We start from the raw sequence: 16,366 nt of genomic DNA on the forward strand, positions 1-16,366 counted from the left end.
TTAGCTTTGTCAATCGCAAACAAATATTTAAATTTTTTGCATGATTGCTGTATTATTCGGTAAAAATCACTTATACCATCAACAAAAAACAGGCGAGCATTTTAGCTCGTCTGTTTTTATGTACTTATTTAACGATATCATCGTCAGTAAACGGATCGCCGCACTCAGGGCAGAACTTAGGAGGATTCTTTGGATCCTCAGGCTCCCAGCCGCACTTGTCGCACTTATAGAGAGGTGCGCCGACAGGCTTTGGCTTTCCGCACTCTGAGCAGAACTTACCCTTGTTTACATGACCGCACTCGCATACCCAACCGTCCAGTGTGAGCTGAACAGGCTTTGGCTTTCCGCATGTAGAGCAGAACTTGCCTGTATTTGCAGCGCCGCACTCACAATTCCATGAATCAGCTGATGCAGCAGAAGGTGCAGCAGGTGCAACAGGAGCCTGCGGCATCTGAGCAGCCTGATTCTGCTGAGCCATATTGAAAAGTCCCTGTGCGTTCATACCGCCTGCCTGATTAGCCATTCCCATTCCGAAGAGTCCCATTGCAGCACCGTTAGGGTTCTTTGCAGCATTCTGCATAGCCTGTGCCTGAGCCTCAACGAGTGTAGCAGCAGCATTGCCGGGATCGCGGTTCCATGCTCTGTCCTCAAATTCCTGAATTCTCTTGGTATCTTCATCGGAGATAGTAGCGGAATTGATATTAACTGTCCAGATCTTGAGACCTCTCTTCTCCTTCCAGATCGGATCGACCTCATTCTCCATAGCTGCCTTTACTTCCCTCTGTCTGCCCGGGAGCTCATCATATCTGATGCCCGAAGCCGAGATAGCTGCAAATGCAGGCTGGAGAGAATCAAGGAACTCGCTCTTGAGCTGATTATCCAGCTCTGAACGTCTGAACTGATCTGTTACGTTGCCGCATACATTTACATAGAAAAGAACAGGGTCAGCGATCTTGTAGGAATAGATACCGTTGCATCTTACTCCGACTGTGAAGCTTCTTCCCAGATCCTGATATGTCATTCTGAAAGGAACAGGATTCTGTGTTCCGAACTTATTGTCGAGAATCTCCTTCATGTTGAAGTAGTATATTCTCTGATCCTTTGCAGCTGTACCGCCGTGCTTGATACGATCCCACATTTCCTTGAAGGTCTCTTTAAGACCTGCACCGAATGTGCTGGAGAAGATGCTTGGCGAAGTACCTGTTTCATATTTATATATACCCGGTTGTGTAGCGATCTCTGTTACCATGCCCTGATCGACCATTATCATAGCCTGACCTTCATGTACAACGATACCGCTTCCGTCTGATATAACATTTTCGTTGCCCTTTGTATTGGAAGAATGCTTTCCAAGCTGCTTCTTACCTCTTACAACAAGTACATCTGAAGGAATCGAATCACAAACGAAGAATTCCTGCCATGTATCAGCGAGAGTTTGACTTGCTCCTACGAGAGCTGCCTGAATAAGACCCATAATTATAGCTCCTTTCGGGAAAAAATCCCTATAAAAAATGATATTAAACGGAAAATTGGCTTTTTCCGTCAAAAATATGTCAGCATTCCACTAACACATTGTAATTATAACATATTTACGGATAAAATGCACTACCTTTTTATCAAATTTTTACCCATCAATATATATTTTTTTGTTTTAACCAAATTTACTCCCATTCTTTCCAAACATCAGGGCAGTAACCTATCGTCGCTTTCTTTCCGTTTCTGACGATAGGAGTTCGTATAATCTGTGGGTTATCGAGTATCTTTTCTTCCTTATCTTCGTCTGACAGATAGTTTAGAAGTGCAAGGAGATCCTTGTCTTTGTGAGCATCATTTATCATTTTGTCGATGCCGCCGACAGCCTGCTTCACGCTGTTCAGCTCGCCCTTGCTCATGCCTTTTTCCTTCATATCTATAAACTGGAACTTAACACCGCGTTCCTTGAAGTAACGTTCTGCTTTTTTGCTGTCAAAGCATTTCTTTGTTCCGAATATCTGTATATTCATTATCAGTCTTCCTCCGTGACAAAAGCTGCGTCCATACTGTCTGTTGTACGTGTCAGTTCAAATTCTATGCTGTGCAGATCAAGTCCGTTCTGCGCGAAATAAATGCGCATAGCCGTAAAGCGTGAGAACATTGGTATCTCGGTCGTATACGAAACAGGTTTGCCGTCTGTACCGTTCCATGTCAGTGTACCGCTCGGAGTTCCCATTGAGAATAACGTTATCGGTATCTGTGCAAGCGGGCTCTGTGTTGATGACGCGGTAACGGTCACCTTGTACCAGCCTGCCGGTTCGACTGTAAGAGCAAACGAGTAGTTCTGTCCCTTAACGCTTCTGACACCGCTGAGATCTATGCTAAGCTTCTTGTTGAGATCGTAGAACACAACAGGCTTGTCAGATATCTCGTCACCGTCAGGTCTGTTGATTATTTCGACGGTATCCTCCTCACCTTCCATACGTTTAAGCGCGTTCGTGCCAAGAAGAAAGCCGAGAATATTAGCCGCATTACGCTGTAATTCAGCCCTTGTGAGCTTGCCGTTTTCAAGAGCCGTCATGATGCTCTCGTCAACACATGAGCTGTCAGAGCAAACCATATACACATCATTTTGCGCCCGAGCCATAGGAACATAAAAGCTCCTTTCGGGTTCTTCGCCGCGGTAATTGACATTTGCCCACCAGTCTGTCATCGTAAAGCCTTTGAATCCCCACTCATTGCGGAGAACAATAGTGTTCAGGTCATAGTTTCCTGCCGTCCAGAGACCGTTGACCGCGCCGTATGTTGTCATTATCGAGTCGGCGTTTCCTTCCCTGACAGCTATCTCGTAGCCTTTGAGGTATATCTCACGAAGTGCTCGTTCAGAAGCTGCCGAATCAAGTGAATGTCTGTTTTTCTCCTGATTATTTGCGCAGAAGTGCTTGACCGTTCCTGTAACGCCGACTTTATGAAGTCCTCTGAGCTCGGCTGCCGCCATATGACCTGTAAGATAAGGATCTTCGGAAAAATACTCGAAATTGCGTCCGTTGAGAGGGTGGCGGTGGATATTCATTCCCGGTCCGAGGAGACAATCTACCTTGTTTGCCACCATTTCCGTTCCCATGAACTCGAAGAGCTCCTCAACAAGCTCTCTGTTGAACGTAGATGCTATAAGAGTACCGTTCGGAAGGCTGAACGCCTTTGTTCCGCAGTCAAGTCTCATGCCCGAGGGACCGTCGGAACAGCAGGCAGCAGGAACGCCGAATTCATTGAGCGTGTCCGAAACACCGCCAAAGGCAGAAGCTGTACCCGCAGTTACGCGAGGGCTTCCCATACCTTCACCGCGTATAATACACGAAAGATCATGATCGGAAAGCTGCGCGATGAACTCATTCATCGTATTCTTTCCGTTTCTGACATCAATGAGCTTGATGCCTTTATCGCCTGTATATGGTATTTCGGCAGGCATACCTTCCGCAAGTCTTTTTGCTTCATCGACCTTGCTGAGTGGAGCTTGTTCCTTGATATAAGATAGTTTATCTCCGCTGCAAACAGCTTTTATGCGTTCAAAATCCTCAACAGGAGCAAGAGCCTGCGAACAGCGCTGCACAACGATTTTTTCGGGCAGCTCCTTCGTGAACACAGGAGACGCCGAACGAACATCTGAACCTAAACAGAAATTATACTTTCCTTCTTCAAGTATCCAGCAATATGGCTCTCCTGCTGCTCCCGAGTCATCATACGAAGCGATATCACTCATCTTTACTACGATACTGAGATCCTGAGCTTCATCGGGTAAAAGCTCCTTAGTCTTTGCAAATCCGCACAGAACTCTTGCCGGCTGTCCCAGTGCGCCCTGCGGCTTCTCAACGTACAGCTGAACGACTTCCTTTCCTTTGCGGCTGCCTGTATTAGTGACCTTAACACTGAATGTCAGTATATCGTTTCCGCTTACAGAAGAAGTCTCAATGCTGAAAGTTGTATATGAAAGTCCGAATCCGAAGGGATACAGCACATTGTCCTTAGCAAAAGACTCGAACCAGCGATAACCGACAAAAATATCCTCTGTATAGCAATTCCTTGTCTTGTTGCCGAAATACGGATCTGACGGGTAATCCGATACATTTTTTGCAATGGTATCGGGAAGCTTTCCTGAAGGACTTGTTTTGCCTGTAAGAACGTCCGCCGTTCCGGTTCCGCCTGTCATACCGCCCTGCCATACAAATAGCAGAGCATCAGGCGATGTGCTTTCGATGTCGTTCAGGTCTATAAGTCCGCCCACATTGAGCAGCACTATTACCTTATCGAAATGAGCTCTTACCTTTTTCAGCATATCAAGCTCGACAGAAGTAAGAAGATACGAGCCCTCTTCTGCGCGTGCGTCCTGTTCCTCGCCTGCTGTTCGTCCAATTATAACAACAGCTTTGCTGCTTACAGACGCAGCCTTCTTCACAACGTCGTCGTCAAGGGGCATTTCCTTCTGTGACCACGGTTCTGCGCCCCAGCCTTCGCCAAGCTCGTATGGGTTCTCTTCGTCCCATTTGCGATAGATTTCCAGAAGTTCCTCGTTGATCTTTACTCCTGCTTCGAGGAGACCGTCGAGGATACCTGTGACCTTAGTCACATTTACCATTCCGCCTGAACCGGTACCGCTTTTATAATAATGAAGCTGTATGCGTCCGAAGACGGAAACAGTCTCATTTACATCAAGCGGAAGAGCACCGCCTTCATTTTTCAGCATAACGATGCCCTCGGAAACTGTCTGTGCAGCTTTTTCCAGATATTTGTTCCAATCAAGTATTCTTTTCATAGCTATTACCTCACTGTGAAAAAATTTCGGTAATAATATTATATCAAATTTTGCACAATAATTCAAGCGGTTTGTACAAATCTACGCAAAAAGTTTATAAAATAAAAACTGACGAGATATAAGCACAGTGTTTATACAGAAGTTTTTACGTGATATAGATTCCTTCTTCAAACTCCTTTCCTAAAACTTCCGAAATGGATTTTTCTCAGATAAAGCGCTCAAAGCAATTAAAAAGCCCTGCAAGTTATGCAGGGAACGCCCTATCTGCGGAAAATTCGTGTTAAAGGCATTGTATTTGGAGACGGGGAGAACCTTTCCTCAGAATGGTTCTCCCCGATAATTACGTGTAAGGTTTCTGTATGAGTCCCCTACTTATGTACGTCGGTTATTAATGTCTATATCAGCCGAAATATCTCTTGAGAAGTCCCTCGAAAGCCTTGCCGTGACGCGCTTCATCTCTTGCCATCTCATGTACTGTATCATGTATAGCATCAAGGTTCAGCTCCTTAGCTCTCTTTGCAAGCTTGAGCTTTCCTTCGGTAGCGCCGTGCTCAGCTGCCACTCTCTTTTCAAGGTTTTCCTTTGTGGAAGCAGAAAGAACCTCACCGAGAAGCTCAGCAAACTTTGCAGCGTGTTCTGCTTCTTCATATGCAGCCTTTTCCCAGTAAGCACCGATCTCAGGGTATCCTTCTCTGTATGCAACTCTTGCCATAGCAAGGTACATACCTACCTCGGTACATTCGCCGCTGAAATTTGCTCTGAGTCCTTCAAGTATCTCGGGATCTGTTACAGCCTTTGCAACACCAAGCTCATGCTCGCAAGCAAATACAAGCTTATCGCCTGTTTCCTTAACGTTGAACTTTGAGCCCGGAACTCCGCACTGCGGACATTTCTCAGGTGGTGCATCTCCTTCATGAACATAGCCGCATACTGGACATACATATGTTTTCATAATCTTTTACCTCCGTAGTGTTTTTTATAAGAGCCCGTTGAAAACACCTGCGTTCACATACGGGACAGTTATACAGTGTGCTTTACTCTGTCGTGTTCTTCAGCACGTTTACCGTTGTTGAAGCGGTCAAGCGTACCAACGAGATAGCCTGTTATCCTTCTGATCCTGTCGAAAGGTATATCCTTCGCAAAATCATATTTAAGGTCTACATACTCTCCGTCGACCTTAACAGTCATTCCAATGATCTCTCTGTCGCTGTATTTCTGCTTGCCGTAATCTATGTAAGCATTTATCTCGTCCTGAGAGAGCTGTTCACCGATAACATTAATCTTCATTGTTTTGACCTCCATACAAAATAGTGTTGACATTTGTCATAATGTATTGTATCATAAAGAGAGCAAAAAATCTGTTGCAATTGCAACACAGGAGGTATTTTTTATGTTGCCTGAGGATAATATATTATTCAAGGGAATAGATCAGTCCGACTGCCAACGCATGATATCCTGCTTCAATGCAGATATCAAAACGTTCAGGAGCGGACAGAAAATAATGGACTATTCTGACAATCCCGATAAACTCGGTGTTATTCTCTGCGGTACGGCTGTTATGGTAAGATATGATATAAACGGTGTCCGCTCCATTATGGAATCACTCAATGAGCAGAGCATATTCGGCGTGTATTTTACATTTACTGCTTCTCAGAGAAGCGGTATCGAGATAGTAGCCGAAACAGAATGTAATGTTATGTTCGTCAGAAGGTCAGAAATCACAAAAAGATGCGAAAAAGCCTGTCAGTGTCATTCAAAAGTCGTCGAAAACCTGCTTCAGCTCATGTCGGAAAAGGCAATATCCCTGAATGAGCGCATTGAGGTGCTCAGTCAGCGTACTATCGAGGAAAAGCTTATAAGCTGCCTGAGCATAATCGAGGAGAAAACTCCCAATGGCAAAGCACCGCAGATACCGTTTTCAACAACTGCCCTTTCGGATTACCTCTGCGTCAACAGAAGCGCTTTACAGCGTGAAATAACCCGCCTGAAAAATAATGGAGTGCTTACTATATCAAAGAGAAAATTCAAGCTTATGAGAAATCGTGACTCTGACAATTGACACGCATATATATGTGTGATATAATAATCTTTGTATTTTATTTGAAAGGAACAAAACATATTATGATCTGGGAAATAATCAAAACAATCATTCTCGGTATTGTCGAAGGAATTACGGAATGGCTTCCTATAAGCAGTACAGGACATCTTATCCTTGTAGGAGAGTTCCTTAAACTCGATCAGTCAGATGATTTCAAGGAAATGTTCGATGTTGTCATTCAGTTCGGCGCAATCATGGCTGTAGTTGTCATTTTCTGGAAAAAGCTGTGGCCGTTCGGAAAAGAGGGCAACGCCCATCCGCTGAACGCTTCGCCTTTCGGACAGATGGTCAAGACAGACATATTTACCATGTGGTTCAAGGTCCTCGTAGCCTGCATACCTGCTATTTTAGTGGGAATGCCTCTCGACGACTGGATAGACGAGCATCTTTATAACCCGTGGACAGTTGCCATCGCACTTATAATATTCGGTGTTGCATTCATTATCGTCGAGAACTGGAACAAGGGAAAAAAGCCAAAGGTAAACACCATTGCAGAGCTTACATATAAAGCAGCTTTCATAATCGGTATATTCCAGCTTATCGCAGCCCTCTTCCCCGGAACATCACGTTCGGGCGCAACTATAGTAGGTGCTCTGCTCATCGGCGTATCACGTACAGTTGCTGCTGAATTCACATTCTACCTTGCTATCCCTGTTATGTTCGGTGCAAGTCTGCTCAAACTCGTAAAGTTCGGCTTCGGATTCAGCGGAAGCGAGCTTGCCGTACTTCTTACAGGCATGATCGTTGCATTTGTAGTATCTGTTTTCGTAATCAAGTTCCTCATGGACTACATAAAGAAGCACGATTTCAAGGTGTTCGGCTGGTACAGAATAATCCTCGGAATACTTGTTCTTTTATACTTCGGCACAAAAGCAGTAGTTAAATGAAAAAAGCAGCTCAATGAGCTGCTTTTTTATTATTCATCAAAAGAATCAAGGTCGATGCCTGCAAGAAGCTCTTTAAGCTCTGCAAGCTCATCTGCTGTAAGAGTAACACCCTTTCCCATTCTGGAATGATCGGGAGACCATTCACGGATATCGTACTTTGGTTCATGCTCGTTCCAGCTTACAAGGTTAAGTTCCTTGGACCAACCCTTTGCATTTTCGGATAAAACACCTAATTTTTCTGTGATCTCATATTTCAGCTCTGCCATACTGCTATCTCCTTTCCGTTTTTGACGGTATCGCCATTTCAATTTGATATTATATCATAAAAAAATCGTTTTGTCTATACCCGAAAACAAAAAAATTATATTGATACTTTCAAAAAGCCCAGCGCCTTTCCGTATAGCTGACGCGGACGGCTCTTTGCAGCGATGAGCTCCTCGGCAAAAATAACTGCATCTTCGATATTGCGTGAAAAATCGGATATGATCTCCTTGTCGCCGCTTTTATGGTCAATGACCTCAATGCCATATGTAATTATCTCATCGCCGTACAGCTCCATTCTTCCGCTCAGAACCCTGTATGCTACCTTATTATCACCGAATATCTCCATATATACAGCTTTGTCACGCACCTCATGTTTTTTTGTTTTTACGATCCCGAACATTTTTATGCTCCTTTCTGTTATTCTGTACATATATTATAACATCGGGAACACAGCATGTGAACGGGTATTTTTTCGTAAACAAGGGCACATTGTGCGGCTTTGGGGCGAAAAAAGTCCTCATGTCATGAGATATTTTTATTCCATATCATTTATCTGCATATAGATACGCTGCATCTGCATATCTGTTTCAGCTATCCTTTCCGCACACTGTTTCAGTTCCTCTGATATCTCCGGCGGAATGGCAGCAGATGTCTTATACTTCAGCTGGTGCTCAAGGCTTGCCCAGAAATCCATAGCGATAGTCCTTATCTGTATCTCCACCGGAGCGTATTCCTTATGAGTGGATAGATACACGGGAACATTCACTATGATATGATAGCTTCTATATCCGCTCGGTTTTGGATTCTTTATATAGTCTTTTCGCTTTATAACTGTAAAATCGTCACGTCTTGCGAGCATCTCCACTATAGCGTAGATGTCGGTAATGTAGTAACAGGTAACACGTATCCCTGCCATATCGAGGAGATTTTTCCGTGCAGCTTCGGTGGACAGCGGAAGTCCTTTTTTTTGCAGCTTTCCGATTATGGACTGGGGCGATTTCAGGCGGCTCTCGATATTATGTATAGGATTACGCTGAAATTTTACGCTGAACTCGTTGTCAAGTATCCCAAGATATGTCTTTACGACTTCTATTGCCGAATCATACAGATGCTGGAGCTGAAGAAAATCATAAAAAACATGTGAAAACGTTTCCTTCACCGATTCACTGTTGCTGGCAAGTGCGGGAAGATTGTCAAATGCTTCCGCATAAAAATCTATTTCACTCATATTATTTCCTTTCTTTATATTTTCACGGTTATGTCAGATAAAACCTGTTTTTATTTTTTCTTTTCGGACGGAACTTTTCCGCCGAGGCTCTCTATCACTTCGGTCACAGCACCGTAGTAGTCTTCCTTGGCGGCAAGCTCATTTGCTTTATCCAGTGCTGTCTTGAACTTTTCGGTGAATCCATCATCTGAGAATGCTATTATCTTCTTTGAATTTGTCTCAAGCATGAGCATTATGCCGTTTTCGCTGTAATATCTGCGAGCATAATAGCTTTTCAGTATATTCTCGTTCGACGTTTCGGAGTTGTTGCACGAAGCTATCAGCATAACGCTGCCATCACAGGTCGAAAGACCTTTTTGCAGCTTTGTGAGCTGCTCCCCATCAAACACATCTGCGTTGTCGACGATATTTTCGGGACAAAGCTCGGCAAGCTGAAGAAGGCGCATTATACCTCTTCTGTAATTGCCGTCTATAAACTCCTTCGTAGCCCAGTATACGGCATTATCCTGAGCTTTCTGAGAAATATTTGTCAGACAGGCTCCTGTTTTGAAAACGATATCATTGTTGGTCGCGTTGTTCACGAGGACGACAATACCGCTGCCCTTGCCTTCATACAGCCTGTTATATTCGTCAAGAGCATAATCGTAAGGAGTTTTACCTCCAAGATCATTAACGGTGATAACTGCAGTATTTATGAGTTTTTTTCTGTAAAGCCAGCAAGCATAGTCATTGCAGGCTATGCCGTCACCGGGACCGAGCAGATTTGCGTTGTCAAAAATATAGGTGCCATCTGCATCTTCTACTTCTCTTTCGGTAAACGGCTGACTTGTAGCCGGTGTACGTGCTTCCTTTTCATCAGAACTGTCTTTGAAAGAACAACTGCTTATTATAAGTGTCAGTGCAGCTGCAAAAACTGCGGCAGATAAAAATTTTCTCAAAAAAATCATTCCTTGCTCTTGTAATCTCTATTATATTTTAGTATAATTTAATTGAAAAATCAAGTGCAAACATTAATTTTCACGTTCCGAACTTATAAAAGGAGGAAAATATGGATTACCGTGTACAGGGAAATGACATCATCGTATACGAACCTGATCTTGACCTTGACGAGACCCTCGACTGCGGTCAGGCATTCCGCTGGAAGAAAATAGCCTCGGATCACGACTGCACTTATGTAGGTTCTTTTGTCAATGATAAGCTCATGGTCTCGCAGACAGAAAAAGGAAATTTTATTTTTCATAATACCGATGAGAACGATTTTATTTCAAAGTGGATAAAATACTTTGACTTTGAAACCGACTATTCTGAACTCAAACGCTGTTTCTCCGAAGACGAAACTCTCTCAAAAGCCTGTAGCTTTGCAGGCGGGATAAGGCTCCTCAGACAGGACAGCTGGGAATGTCTTATTTCCTTTATTATTTCCCAGAACAATAATATTCCAAGGATAAAAGGCATAATCGACCGCCTGTGCGAGCATTACCACAGTAAATTTCCTTCATGCGAACAGCTCTCTCAGGAAAATGAAGACTCCCTCGCCTACCTCAGAAGCGGTTTCAGGGCAAAGTACATCGCCGATGCAGCTTCAAAGACTGCGGACGGCACAGCAAAACTCCGCGAGATCGCTGCGATGCCTATAGACGAAGCAAGAGCTGCTCTTAAACAGATCAAGGGCGTAGGTCCAAAAGTTGCTGAATGCGTCCTGTTGTACGGTATGTACAGAACAGAAGCCTTCCCGATAGATGTGTGGATCAAAAGAGTCCTTGCTCAGTATTATCCCGACGGTTTCCCTGAGTTTGCCAGAGAGAACGCAGGCATTGCTCAGCAGTATCTTTTCCATTACATACGCAGCATCACCAAGCAGAGTGAATAAATCCTGACATATTGCCAATACTTTCGCTAAAAGATATTTTCGGAGGTATTATGATAAAAGGCGTGAACAGAAAGATCATAGAGATAAAAAATCCCGACAGTCTTTATTTTGAAAAGGCGATACTGTATTTAAAGCCGAATATTACTATGTTCTCGGAGGCTGCTTCCCGAAAAGCAGCAGGCAGTTTCCTTGAAAGCATCAAAAGCAGCGAATACGCTGAAAAATCAAGGAAACGCCGCCGTTACCTTGTATTCTCGGCTCTTGCCGTAACAGTGGGAGCACTCGCCATTTGGCTTCTCAGATGAACAATATCATATTATATGTCCGTACACTATGTCCCAATACTGGACTTTTTGCTCGTAACATGGTATAATATCAGTACAGTATTTCTTTTATAACTTTGCAAAGGAGGTCGGTCATGGAAAAGCACGATCCGTCAAACTACAAAAACAAACTTTCCAAACGAATCATCAGTACACCAAGTCCATCAGCAAAAAATGCTTTCTTTTATATACAGGAAGCAGGCTGTGAAAAAAAAGAAGACTCTGCTACCACACAAAGGCAGAATCTTGAATCTTTTCTTATACTTGCTGTTATCAGCGGACGCGGCGAGCTTACTGTAGGTCATGAAAACTATACCCTCACTCAGGGCGAATGCCTGTTCATTGACTGCCGACTTTCGCACCATTACAAAAGCTCCGACTCCGATCCGTGGGAGATACTCTGGGTGCATTTCAACGGAAGCACCTCGCAGCAGTACTATGATTATTTCGTTTCAAACCAAAAGAATGTTTTCAGACCGCATTTCTTTGACAAGGTAGTGTCTGCAATAACAGAGATAATCGACATTAACGAGAAAAAAGCTCCTGATGCCGAAATAATGACCTCAAAGCTCATCGTTGATCTGCTCACGCTTGCACTGACGGTAAACGGAGAGCAGCAGTTCGATTCAGCATTAAAGCAAAAGCTTGCTGCTGTCCACGATTATATTGACGACCATTTTGCCGAAGACCTTTCGCTTGAAAAACTTTCCTCGGAATTTTACATAAGCAAATACTATCTTACCCGCGAATACAAGCGTATCTACGGCAAGACCATTTTCCAGCATATCATAAATGCACGTATCAATTACGGAAAAAAGCTCCTGCGATTTTCGGATAAATCCGTTGAAGAAGTGGCACATCTCTGCGGCTTCAACGACCAGAGCTATTTTGCAAGGCAATTCAAAAAAGCCGAGAACCTAACCTGTTTCGCCTACAGGAAGATGTGGCGCGATTAATAAGATATAATGAAAAAAAGAGAGCCGAAGCTCTCTTTTTTTATGACCAGACCGATAAGCCGTGTTCTGTCGTGTGCGGTAATTTATCTAGTCTTATCGTCGCCGATAAGCTCAAGCCGCCATTATCTGTTATCCGCCGAGCCGACGTTATGATAACAGATACCAATAGGCGTTGCATCGGATAGGGTTTACATAGCAGTACCGTCTCCGGCACTCTGGTGAGCTCTTACCTCGCCTTTCCACCATCACCGCCCGAAAGGACGGCAGTATATCTCTGTTGCACTTGCCCTAAGGTCGCCCTCGGCTGCCGTTAGCAGCTATCCTGCTCTATGATGCACGGACTTTCCTCGTAAACTGATCGTTTCCGCTACCGCATAGTCTGCTCACTTGAATATAATAACATTTTTACGAGAAAAAGTCAAGCACGAACTTTTTCTCCCAGTCTGTGACCGAGTATTTTTTCGATCTCTCTTACTTCCTCGACCTTCATAGCCTTTATTTTTAAGCGTTTGTGCTCCTCTCCCTCGAACCATATACACATAGCACAGCGTCCGCTCATAGCCTGTAAATAGTTCTGATGGAGCTCAAGCTTCACTATCTTATCTCTTTCCGAGACAACTGTATGGAATTTTGTCCATGACGAGCATCTTATCATTATTTTGTCATCGTAAAGTGTGACACCGCTGGTCATAAGAGCAACGAATTTGACGATTATGAACCATACCGCTGGTATTTCCAGCATGACGGCCACGAAGAACGAAAGCTCGGCAAAGCGCGGAAAAAGCTTCACAAACATATCGTGCAGCGGTATTATAACAGCCGCCGCTATAAGCGGATTCAGCAGATAAGAACCTATTCCCGCAGGCTGAGCACGGTACTGGTTTTTTATACCGCTATAGATCCCTATAACCTGTAGGTTTGTTCCGAGGCTCTTTTCGAGTTTGACAGGCAGCAGCACAGGCAGCCTGTTTTTGGAAGCACCGTAGCCTGCACAGCTTATATTGACCGCAACTGCACCCATAAGCTTCATGATAATGTTCTGTCTCAGGTCGGTGTAATTGATATGTGAGTTCTTTATACGGTACTCCTTGTGGTCGATTATGCCGTAGCCTACCTTCATGCATTTCTTGTCACATTCAACGGTAAAGCGTCCGTATCTGAAAATGTTCACGATAAAGGACAAAAACCACGATGCGATGAAGAATACTCCGATAAAAATTGCTGCTGTAGGTATCTTCAGCACCAGATTATCAGTTATTTTTTCAGTTTCGGCAGTGAGTATATTCAGTGAACGGCTGATGATCTTATATGCGATGTCTCCACCCTTGAAGAAGAACGTTGCCAGGTAAACGGTTCCCGAAAATCCGCTGGAAAAGAATATTGAAAACAAAAGCACCGACAATGATGTCGGCTGAGGTATCCCTTTGATCTTCTTCTCGTCGTCAATATCAGGCATACTGTGCATTATTGCACGAAGCGTTTTGCGGCTGACAAGCAGTTTAAGGTCTACTGTCTTGAATATGCCCGCCCTTGTGTCGCACCGAAATCTTACTGCGCGGAACGGTGCAAGGTAAACAGGTCTTTCAACCGTGACCGAGCTGACATTTTTATATGGTATATAGGTATTGACCCTTATGAATATGCCGTCACGATGCACCAGCTCTTCCCGTGTAAAATCTATCCTTGAAAAGACCCATCTCATGAATCCGAAAAGAATGATAGCTCCGAGAACGGCGATATCGAACCACGCGCCTTTCACCCAGCTGTAGAACCAGTCCTTGTCAAAATGATAAGTGTAGATGCCGCGAATAAGCGGAAAAATAAGAAGCCATATATTCTTTGCAGAGTATTTCAATATTTTCAGAGGATGCTCACGGTACATAATCGCCCCCCTTTACACTTATACCTCCGGATAACTTGATTATTTCCTTGGCATCTGACTGTTTCAGGAAAAGAAGTCTCAGCTGACCGCCGTACACGAAGAATATTATAAAGTTGAATCCAGTATACTGTGAAAAAGGGCTGCTTACAATGGTGGTGTATTGTATTGATGAATAGCGTACAGATTGATGAACTTTGAAGAAAACTCCGCTGCTTTTCATTATTTCTGTATCTGTAGCGGAATAACTTATTGATGTAAAATACATAGGCAGATGAACGAACATCTCAAAAGAAGCTATAAAAACTACAACTAAGGTAGTAATAAACACTATTTTATCTATGGGAATAAAATATTTCGCCGCAGCAAGAATAATAACAGACAGAGCTGTTATCATTATACGCAGCGTTGACAGACAATGCCTGTCAGGATAATAATGCTTCACTTGCCTGATCCCCTCCCCATTTGGGCACTTTATAGACATTATACCATAAATCAGCCTTAATGTAAAACAAAAATTAAAAACAATTTGTAAATTTTACGCTCATATGTAAAGGAGTTCCTGCGGTATATGCTTGATAGGATAAATGGTTTTGTATGGGGAAACGGACTTGTTTTTCTTCTGATTTTTACAGGATTATTATACACAGTAAAATTAAAGGGTATACAGATAAAAATGTTCCCATATATCATCAAAAGGATCTCAAAAGGCAATATCCGCTCCGAGCATATCCGCACAGTCTGTATGTCGCTGGGAACAGCTATGGGTACAGGCAATATCATAGGTGTTGCATCTGCAATTTCAATTGGCGGAGCAGGAGCTGTGTTTTGGATGTGGATATCAGCATTCAGCGGTATGGCGACAGTTTACGCAGAAAATATCCTTTCAGCAAAATACAGCAGTAAAAACTGCAAAGGTCCCATGGCATACATAAGCAAGGGTATCGGCAGCAGAAAAGCTGCTGTGTTTTTTGCCGTATGCTGTATCCTTGCATCATTTGGCATGGGAGGAATGACACAGACCAACACCATGAGCGAGAGCATAATGTGCTGCACTCACATTAGCAGACAAATGCTTGCTATAATTATTTTTATCGCTGTCTTTGCAGTCATCAGCGGAGGAGCTGCGCGTATCGGCAAAGCAGCGCAGCTCCTTCTGCCTGCTGCGACTGTCACGTATAGTGTGATATGCCTGCTGCTGATCTTCAGGAACCGTAATGTTCTGCCGACGGTGATAAGCAAGATATTTCACGAAGCATTCGGCTTCGAGCAGGCGTTAGGCGGTTTCTGCGGTCATACAATTTCTCGCGCTATGTCGGCAGGGATACGCCGTGGTGTTTTCTCAAACGAAGCAGGTCTCGGGAGCTCTCCCATTCTTCACAGTTCTTCGGAAGCTTCACATACATATGGCATCTGCGCAATGTTTGAGGTCTTTACAGACACGGTAATATGCTGCACGATAACAGCTCTTACCGTTTTGTGCTGTTCATCCGACCTGACTATAAGAAGCGCTTTTCTTCCTTTAACAGGACAGAACACTGATATACTTCTTGCAGGTATAATGACCGTTTTTGCTTTTTGCACAGTCATCGGCTGGTACTACTGCGGCGAAACTGCCTTCAGATATCTTTTCCCGGAGACATCGGCTGCAAAATACGCTTTCATATTTTCTTCGGCAGCGTCGGTCGGAGCATTATTCAGAGCCGATACCATATGGACTCTATCCGATATATTTAACGGTATGATGGCGTTCACGAACATACTCGCACTGATAATGCTGTCAAAAAAAGTGACCCGCGGAATAAAAACATCGGATATTGCCAATAAATAAAAACGTCAGGGAGCAGCTGTCAATATAAACGTAAATACGTTGTTTAAGCGAACGATGCTGTAAAAAATTCACCCCTGTCCAAAAATTTATTTATATTGCATAATGTTGTGTCCATTGTGATTTTACTATTGACATACAGCTTTCATTTCGGTATAATTATATTTGTATAGTTATGTTCATTACACGGCTGCGTGTTAAATATAAAATAGGCTTTTATGACGAAAAATCGTCATTAAGATATAAAAAC

The 16,366-nt window shown here is 43.6% G+C and carries 17 protein-coding genes and 1 other RNA gene; 6 read left to right on the top strand and 12 right to left on the bottom strand.

Features of this window, described 5'->3' with window-relative positions; genetic code table 11:
* Positions 1–124: 124 nt before the first annotated feature.
* The 5 genes from K6G33_RS14055 to nrdD all read right to left on the bottom strand — a co-directional run bounded on the left by K6G33_RS14055 (position 125) and on the right by nrdD (position 6,070).
* Positions 125–1,474, bottom strand: a complete 1,350-nt coding sequence (locus K6G33_RS14055; RefSeq protein ID WP_296780688.1) for an SPFH domain-containing protein — start codon at positions 1,472–1,474, stop codon at positions 125–127.
* 187 nt (positions 1,475–1,661) lie between these two features.
* A complete protein-coding gene (locus K6G33_RS14060; RefSeq protein WP_296780689.1) occupies positions 1,662–2,003 on the bottom strand; it encodes an arsenate reductase family protein in 342 nt (113 codons plus the stop codon).
* A 2-nt stretch (positions 2,004–2,005) separates the two neighbouring features.
* A complete protein-coding gene (locus K6G33_RS14065; RefSeq protein WP_296780691.1) occupies positions 2,006–4,783 on the bottom strand; it encodes a glycoside hydrolase family 3 C-terminal domain-containing protein in 2,778 nt (925 codons plus the stop codon).
* 400 nt (positions 4,784–5,183) lie between these two features.
* Entirely contained in the window at positions 5,184–5,735 is a 552-nt protein-coding gene (locus tag K6G33_RS14070; protein ID WP_296780693.1) for an NADH peroxidase, read from the bottom strand.
* A 68-nt stretch (positions 5,736–5,803) separates the two neighbouring features.
* Entirely contained in the window at positions 5,804–6,070 is a 267-nt protein-coding gene (gene nrdD / locus K6G33_RS14075) for an anaerobic ribonucleoside-triphosphate reductase (RefSeq protein ID WP_296780695.1), read from the bottom strand.
* Between the two features lie 103 nt (positions 6,071–6,173).
* On the opposite strand from nrdD, the gene K6G33_RS14080 reads away from it, so the two are divergent.
* Positions 6,174–6,842 carry a Crp/Fnr family transcriptional regulator gene (locus K6G33_RS14080; protein WP_296780698.1) on the top strand — a complete coding sequence of 223 codons (669 nt, stop codon included), beginning with the start codon at positions 6,174–6,176 and terminating at the stop codon, positions 6,840–6,842.
* Positions 6,843–6,901: 59 nt separating this feature from the next.
* The gene (locus tag K6G33_RS14085; protein WP_296780754.1) at positions 6,902–7,768 is read left to right on the top strand and encodes an undecaprenyl-diphosphate phosphatase; all 867 of its coding nucleotides are present in this window, start codon (positions 6,902–6,904) and stop codon (positions 7,766–7,768) included.
* A 29-nt stretch (positions 7,769–7,797) separates the two neighbouring features.
* Here K6G33_RS14085 and K6G33_RS14090 read toward each other — a convergent pair whose 3' ends face one another.
* The 4 genes from K6G33_RS14090 to K6G33_RS14105 form a co-directional block, all read right to left on the bottom strand.
* Entirely contained in the window at positions 7,798–8,034 is a 237-nt protein-coding gene (locus tag K6G33_RS14090; protein WP_296780700.1) for a PC4/YdbC family ssDNA-binding protein, read from the bottom strand.
* Positions 8,035–8,129: 95 nt separating this feature from the next.
* Positions 8,130–8,432 carry a hypothetical protein gene (locus K6G33_RS14095; protein WP_296780702.1) on the bottom strand — a complete coding sequence of 101 codons (303 nt, stop codon included), beginning with the start codon at positions 8,430–8,432 and terminating at the stop codon, positions 8,130–8,132.
* Between the two features lie 135 nt (positions 8,433–8,567).
* Entirely contained in the window at positions 8,568–9,260 is a 693-nt protein-coding gene (locus K6G33_RS14100; protein WP_296780704.1) for a GTP pyrophosphokinase family protein, read from the bottom strand.
* 50 nt (positions 9,261–9,310) lie between these two features.
* Positions 9,311–10,198: a TPM domain-containing protein gene (locus tag K6G33_RS14105; protein WP_296780706.1), complete on the bottom strand. Its 888-nt coding sequence runs from the start codon at positions 10,196–10,198 to the stop codon at positions 9,311–9,313.
* Between the two features lie 110 nt (positions 10,199–10,308).
* On the opposite strand from K6G33_RS14105, the gene K6G33_RS14110 reads away from it, so the two are divergent.
* The 3 genes from K6G33_RS14110 (at position 10,309) to K6G33_RS14120 (ending at position 12,409) form a co-directional block, all read left to right on the top strand.
* Positions 10,309–11,130, top strand: coding sequence for a DNA glycosylase (locus K6G33_RS14110; RefSeq protein ID WP_296780708.1), 822 nt, complete (start codon positions 10,309–10,311; stop codon positions 11,128–11,130).
* A gap of 50 nt (positions 11,131–11,180) precedes the next feature.
* Positions 11,181–11,435 (top strand): hypothetical protein, encoded by a 255-nt coding sequence (locus tag K6G33_RS14115; RefSeq protein WP_296780709.1) that lies wholly within the window; start codon positions 11,181–11,183, stop codon positions 11,433–11,435.
* Between the two features lie 113 nt (positions 11,436–11,548).
* Entirely contained in the window at positions 11,549–12,409 is an 861-nt protein-coding gene (locus K6G33_RS14120) for an AraC family transcriptional regulator (RefSeq protein ID WP_296780712.1), read from the top strand.
* A 39-nt stretch (positions 12,410–12,448) separates the two neighbouring features.
* On the opposite strand, the gene rnpB is transcribed toward K6G33_RS14120, so the two are convergent.
* From rnpB to K6G33_RS14135, 3 genes are all read right to left on the bottom strand, one after another.
* An RNA gene (rnpB, locus tag K6G33_RS14125) (RNase P RNA component class A) lies at positions 12,449–12,795 on the bottom strand.
* A gap of 32 nt (positions 12,796–12,827) precedes the next feature.
* The gene (locus K6G33_RS14130) at positions 12,828–14,291 is read right to left on the bottom strand and encodes a PH domain-containing protein (RefSeq protein WP_296780715.1); all 1,464 of its coding nucleotides are present in this window, start codon (positions 14,289–14,291) and stop codon (positions 12,828–12,830) included.
* Complete coding sequence (locus tag K6G33_RS14135; RefSeq protein WP_296780717.1) at positions 14,281–14,733, bottom strand: PH domain-containing protein; 453 nt, start codon at positions 14,731–14,733, stop codon at positions 14,281–14,283. Before K6G33_RS14135 ends, K6G33_RS14130 begins: the two co-directional genes overlap by 11 nt.
* A 126-nt stretch (positions 14,734–14,859) precedes the next feature.
* Here K6G33_RS14135 and K6G33_RS14140 point away from each other — a divergent pair, with 126 nt between their 5' ends.
* Positions 14,860–16,119 (top strand): sodium:alanine symporter family protein, encoded by a 1,260-nt coding sequence (locus K6G33_RS14140; protein ID WP_296780720.1) that lies wholly within the window; start codon positions 14,860–14,862, stop codon positions 16,117–16,119.
* Positions 16,120–16,366 lie beyond the last annotated feature (247 nt).

Source organism: Ruminococcus sp., assembly GCF_024691275.1.
Lineage (GTDB): Bacteria > Bacillota > Clostridia > Oscillospirales > Ruminococcaceae > Ruminococcus.

Excerpts from the sequence above, each read along its gene's own strand:
- K6G33_RS14130 (WP_296780715.1), bottom strand. The coding sequence starts at position 14,291 with ATGTACCGTGAGCATCCTCTGAAAATATTGAAATACTCTGCAAAGAAT.
- K6G33_RS14115 (WP_296780709.1), top strand. The coding sequence starts at position 11,181 with ATGATAAAAGGCGTGAACAGAAAGATCATAGAGATAAAAAATCCCGAC.
- K6G33_RS14120 (WP_296780712.1), top strand. The coding sequence starts at position 11,549 with ATGGAAAAGCACGATCCGTCAAACTACAAAAACAAACTTTCCAAACGA.
- K6G33_RS14055 (WP_296780688.1), bottom strand. The coding sequence starts at position 1,474 with ATGGGTCTTATTCAGGCAGCTCTCGTAGGAGCAAGTCAAACTCTCGCT.
- K6G33_RS14140 (WP_296780720.1), top strand. The coding sequence starts at position 14,860 with ATGCTTGATAGGATAAATGGTTTTGTATGGGGAAACGGACTTGTTTTT.
- nrdD (WP_296780695.1), bottom strand. The coding sequence starts at position 6,070 with ATGAAGATTAATGTTATCGGTGAACAGCTCTCTCAGGACGAGATAAAT.
- K6G33_RS14060 (WP_296780689.1), bottom strand. The coding sequence starts at position 2,003 with ATGAATATACAGATATTCGGAACAAAGAAATGCTTTGACAGCAAAAAA.
- K6G33_RS14065 (WP_296780691.1), bottom strand. The coding sequence starts at position 4,783 with ATGAAAAGAATACTTGATTGGAACAAATATCTGGAAAAAGCTGCACAG.
- K6G33_RS14100 (WP_296780704.1), bottom strand. The coding sequence starts at position 9,260 with ATGAGTGAAATAGATTTTTATGCGGAAGCATTTGACAATCTTCCCGCA.
- K6G33_RS14110 (WP_296780708.1), top strand. The coding sequence starts at position 10,309 with ATGGATTACCGTGTACAGGGAAATGACATCATCGTATACGAACCTGAT.
- K6G33_RS14095 (WP_296780702.1), bottom strand. The coding sequence starts at position 8,432 with ATGTTCGGGATCGTAAAAACAAAAAAACATGAGGTGCGTGACAAAGCT.
- K6G33_RS14090 (WP_296780700.1), bottom strand. The coding sequence starts at position 8,034 with ATGGCAGAGCTGAAATATGAGATCACAGAAAAATTAGGTGTTTTATCC.
- K6G33_RS14080 (WP_296780698.1), top strand. The coding sequence starts at position 6,174 with ATGTTGCCTGAGGATAATATATTATTCAAGGGAATAGATCAGTCCGAC.
- K6G33_RS14070 (WP_296780693.1), bottom strand. The coding sequence starts at position 5,735 with ATGAAAACATATGTATGTCCAGTATGCGGCTATGTTCATGAAGGAGAT.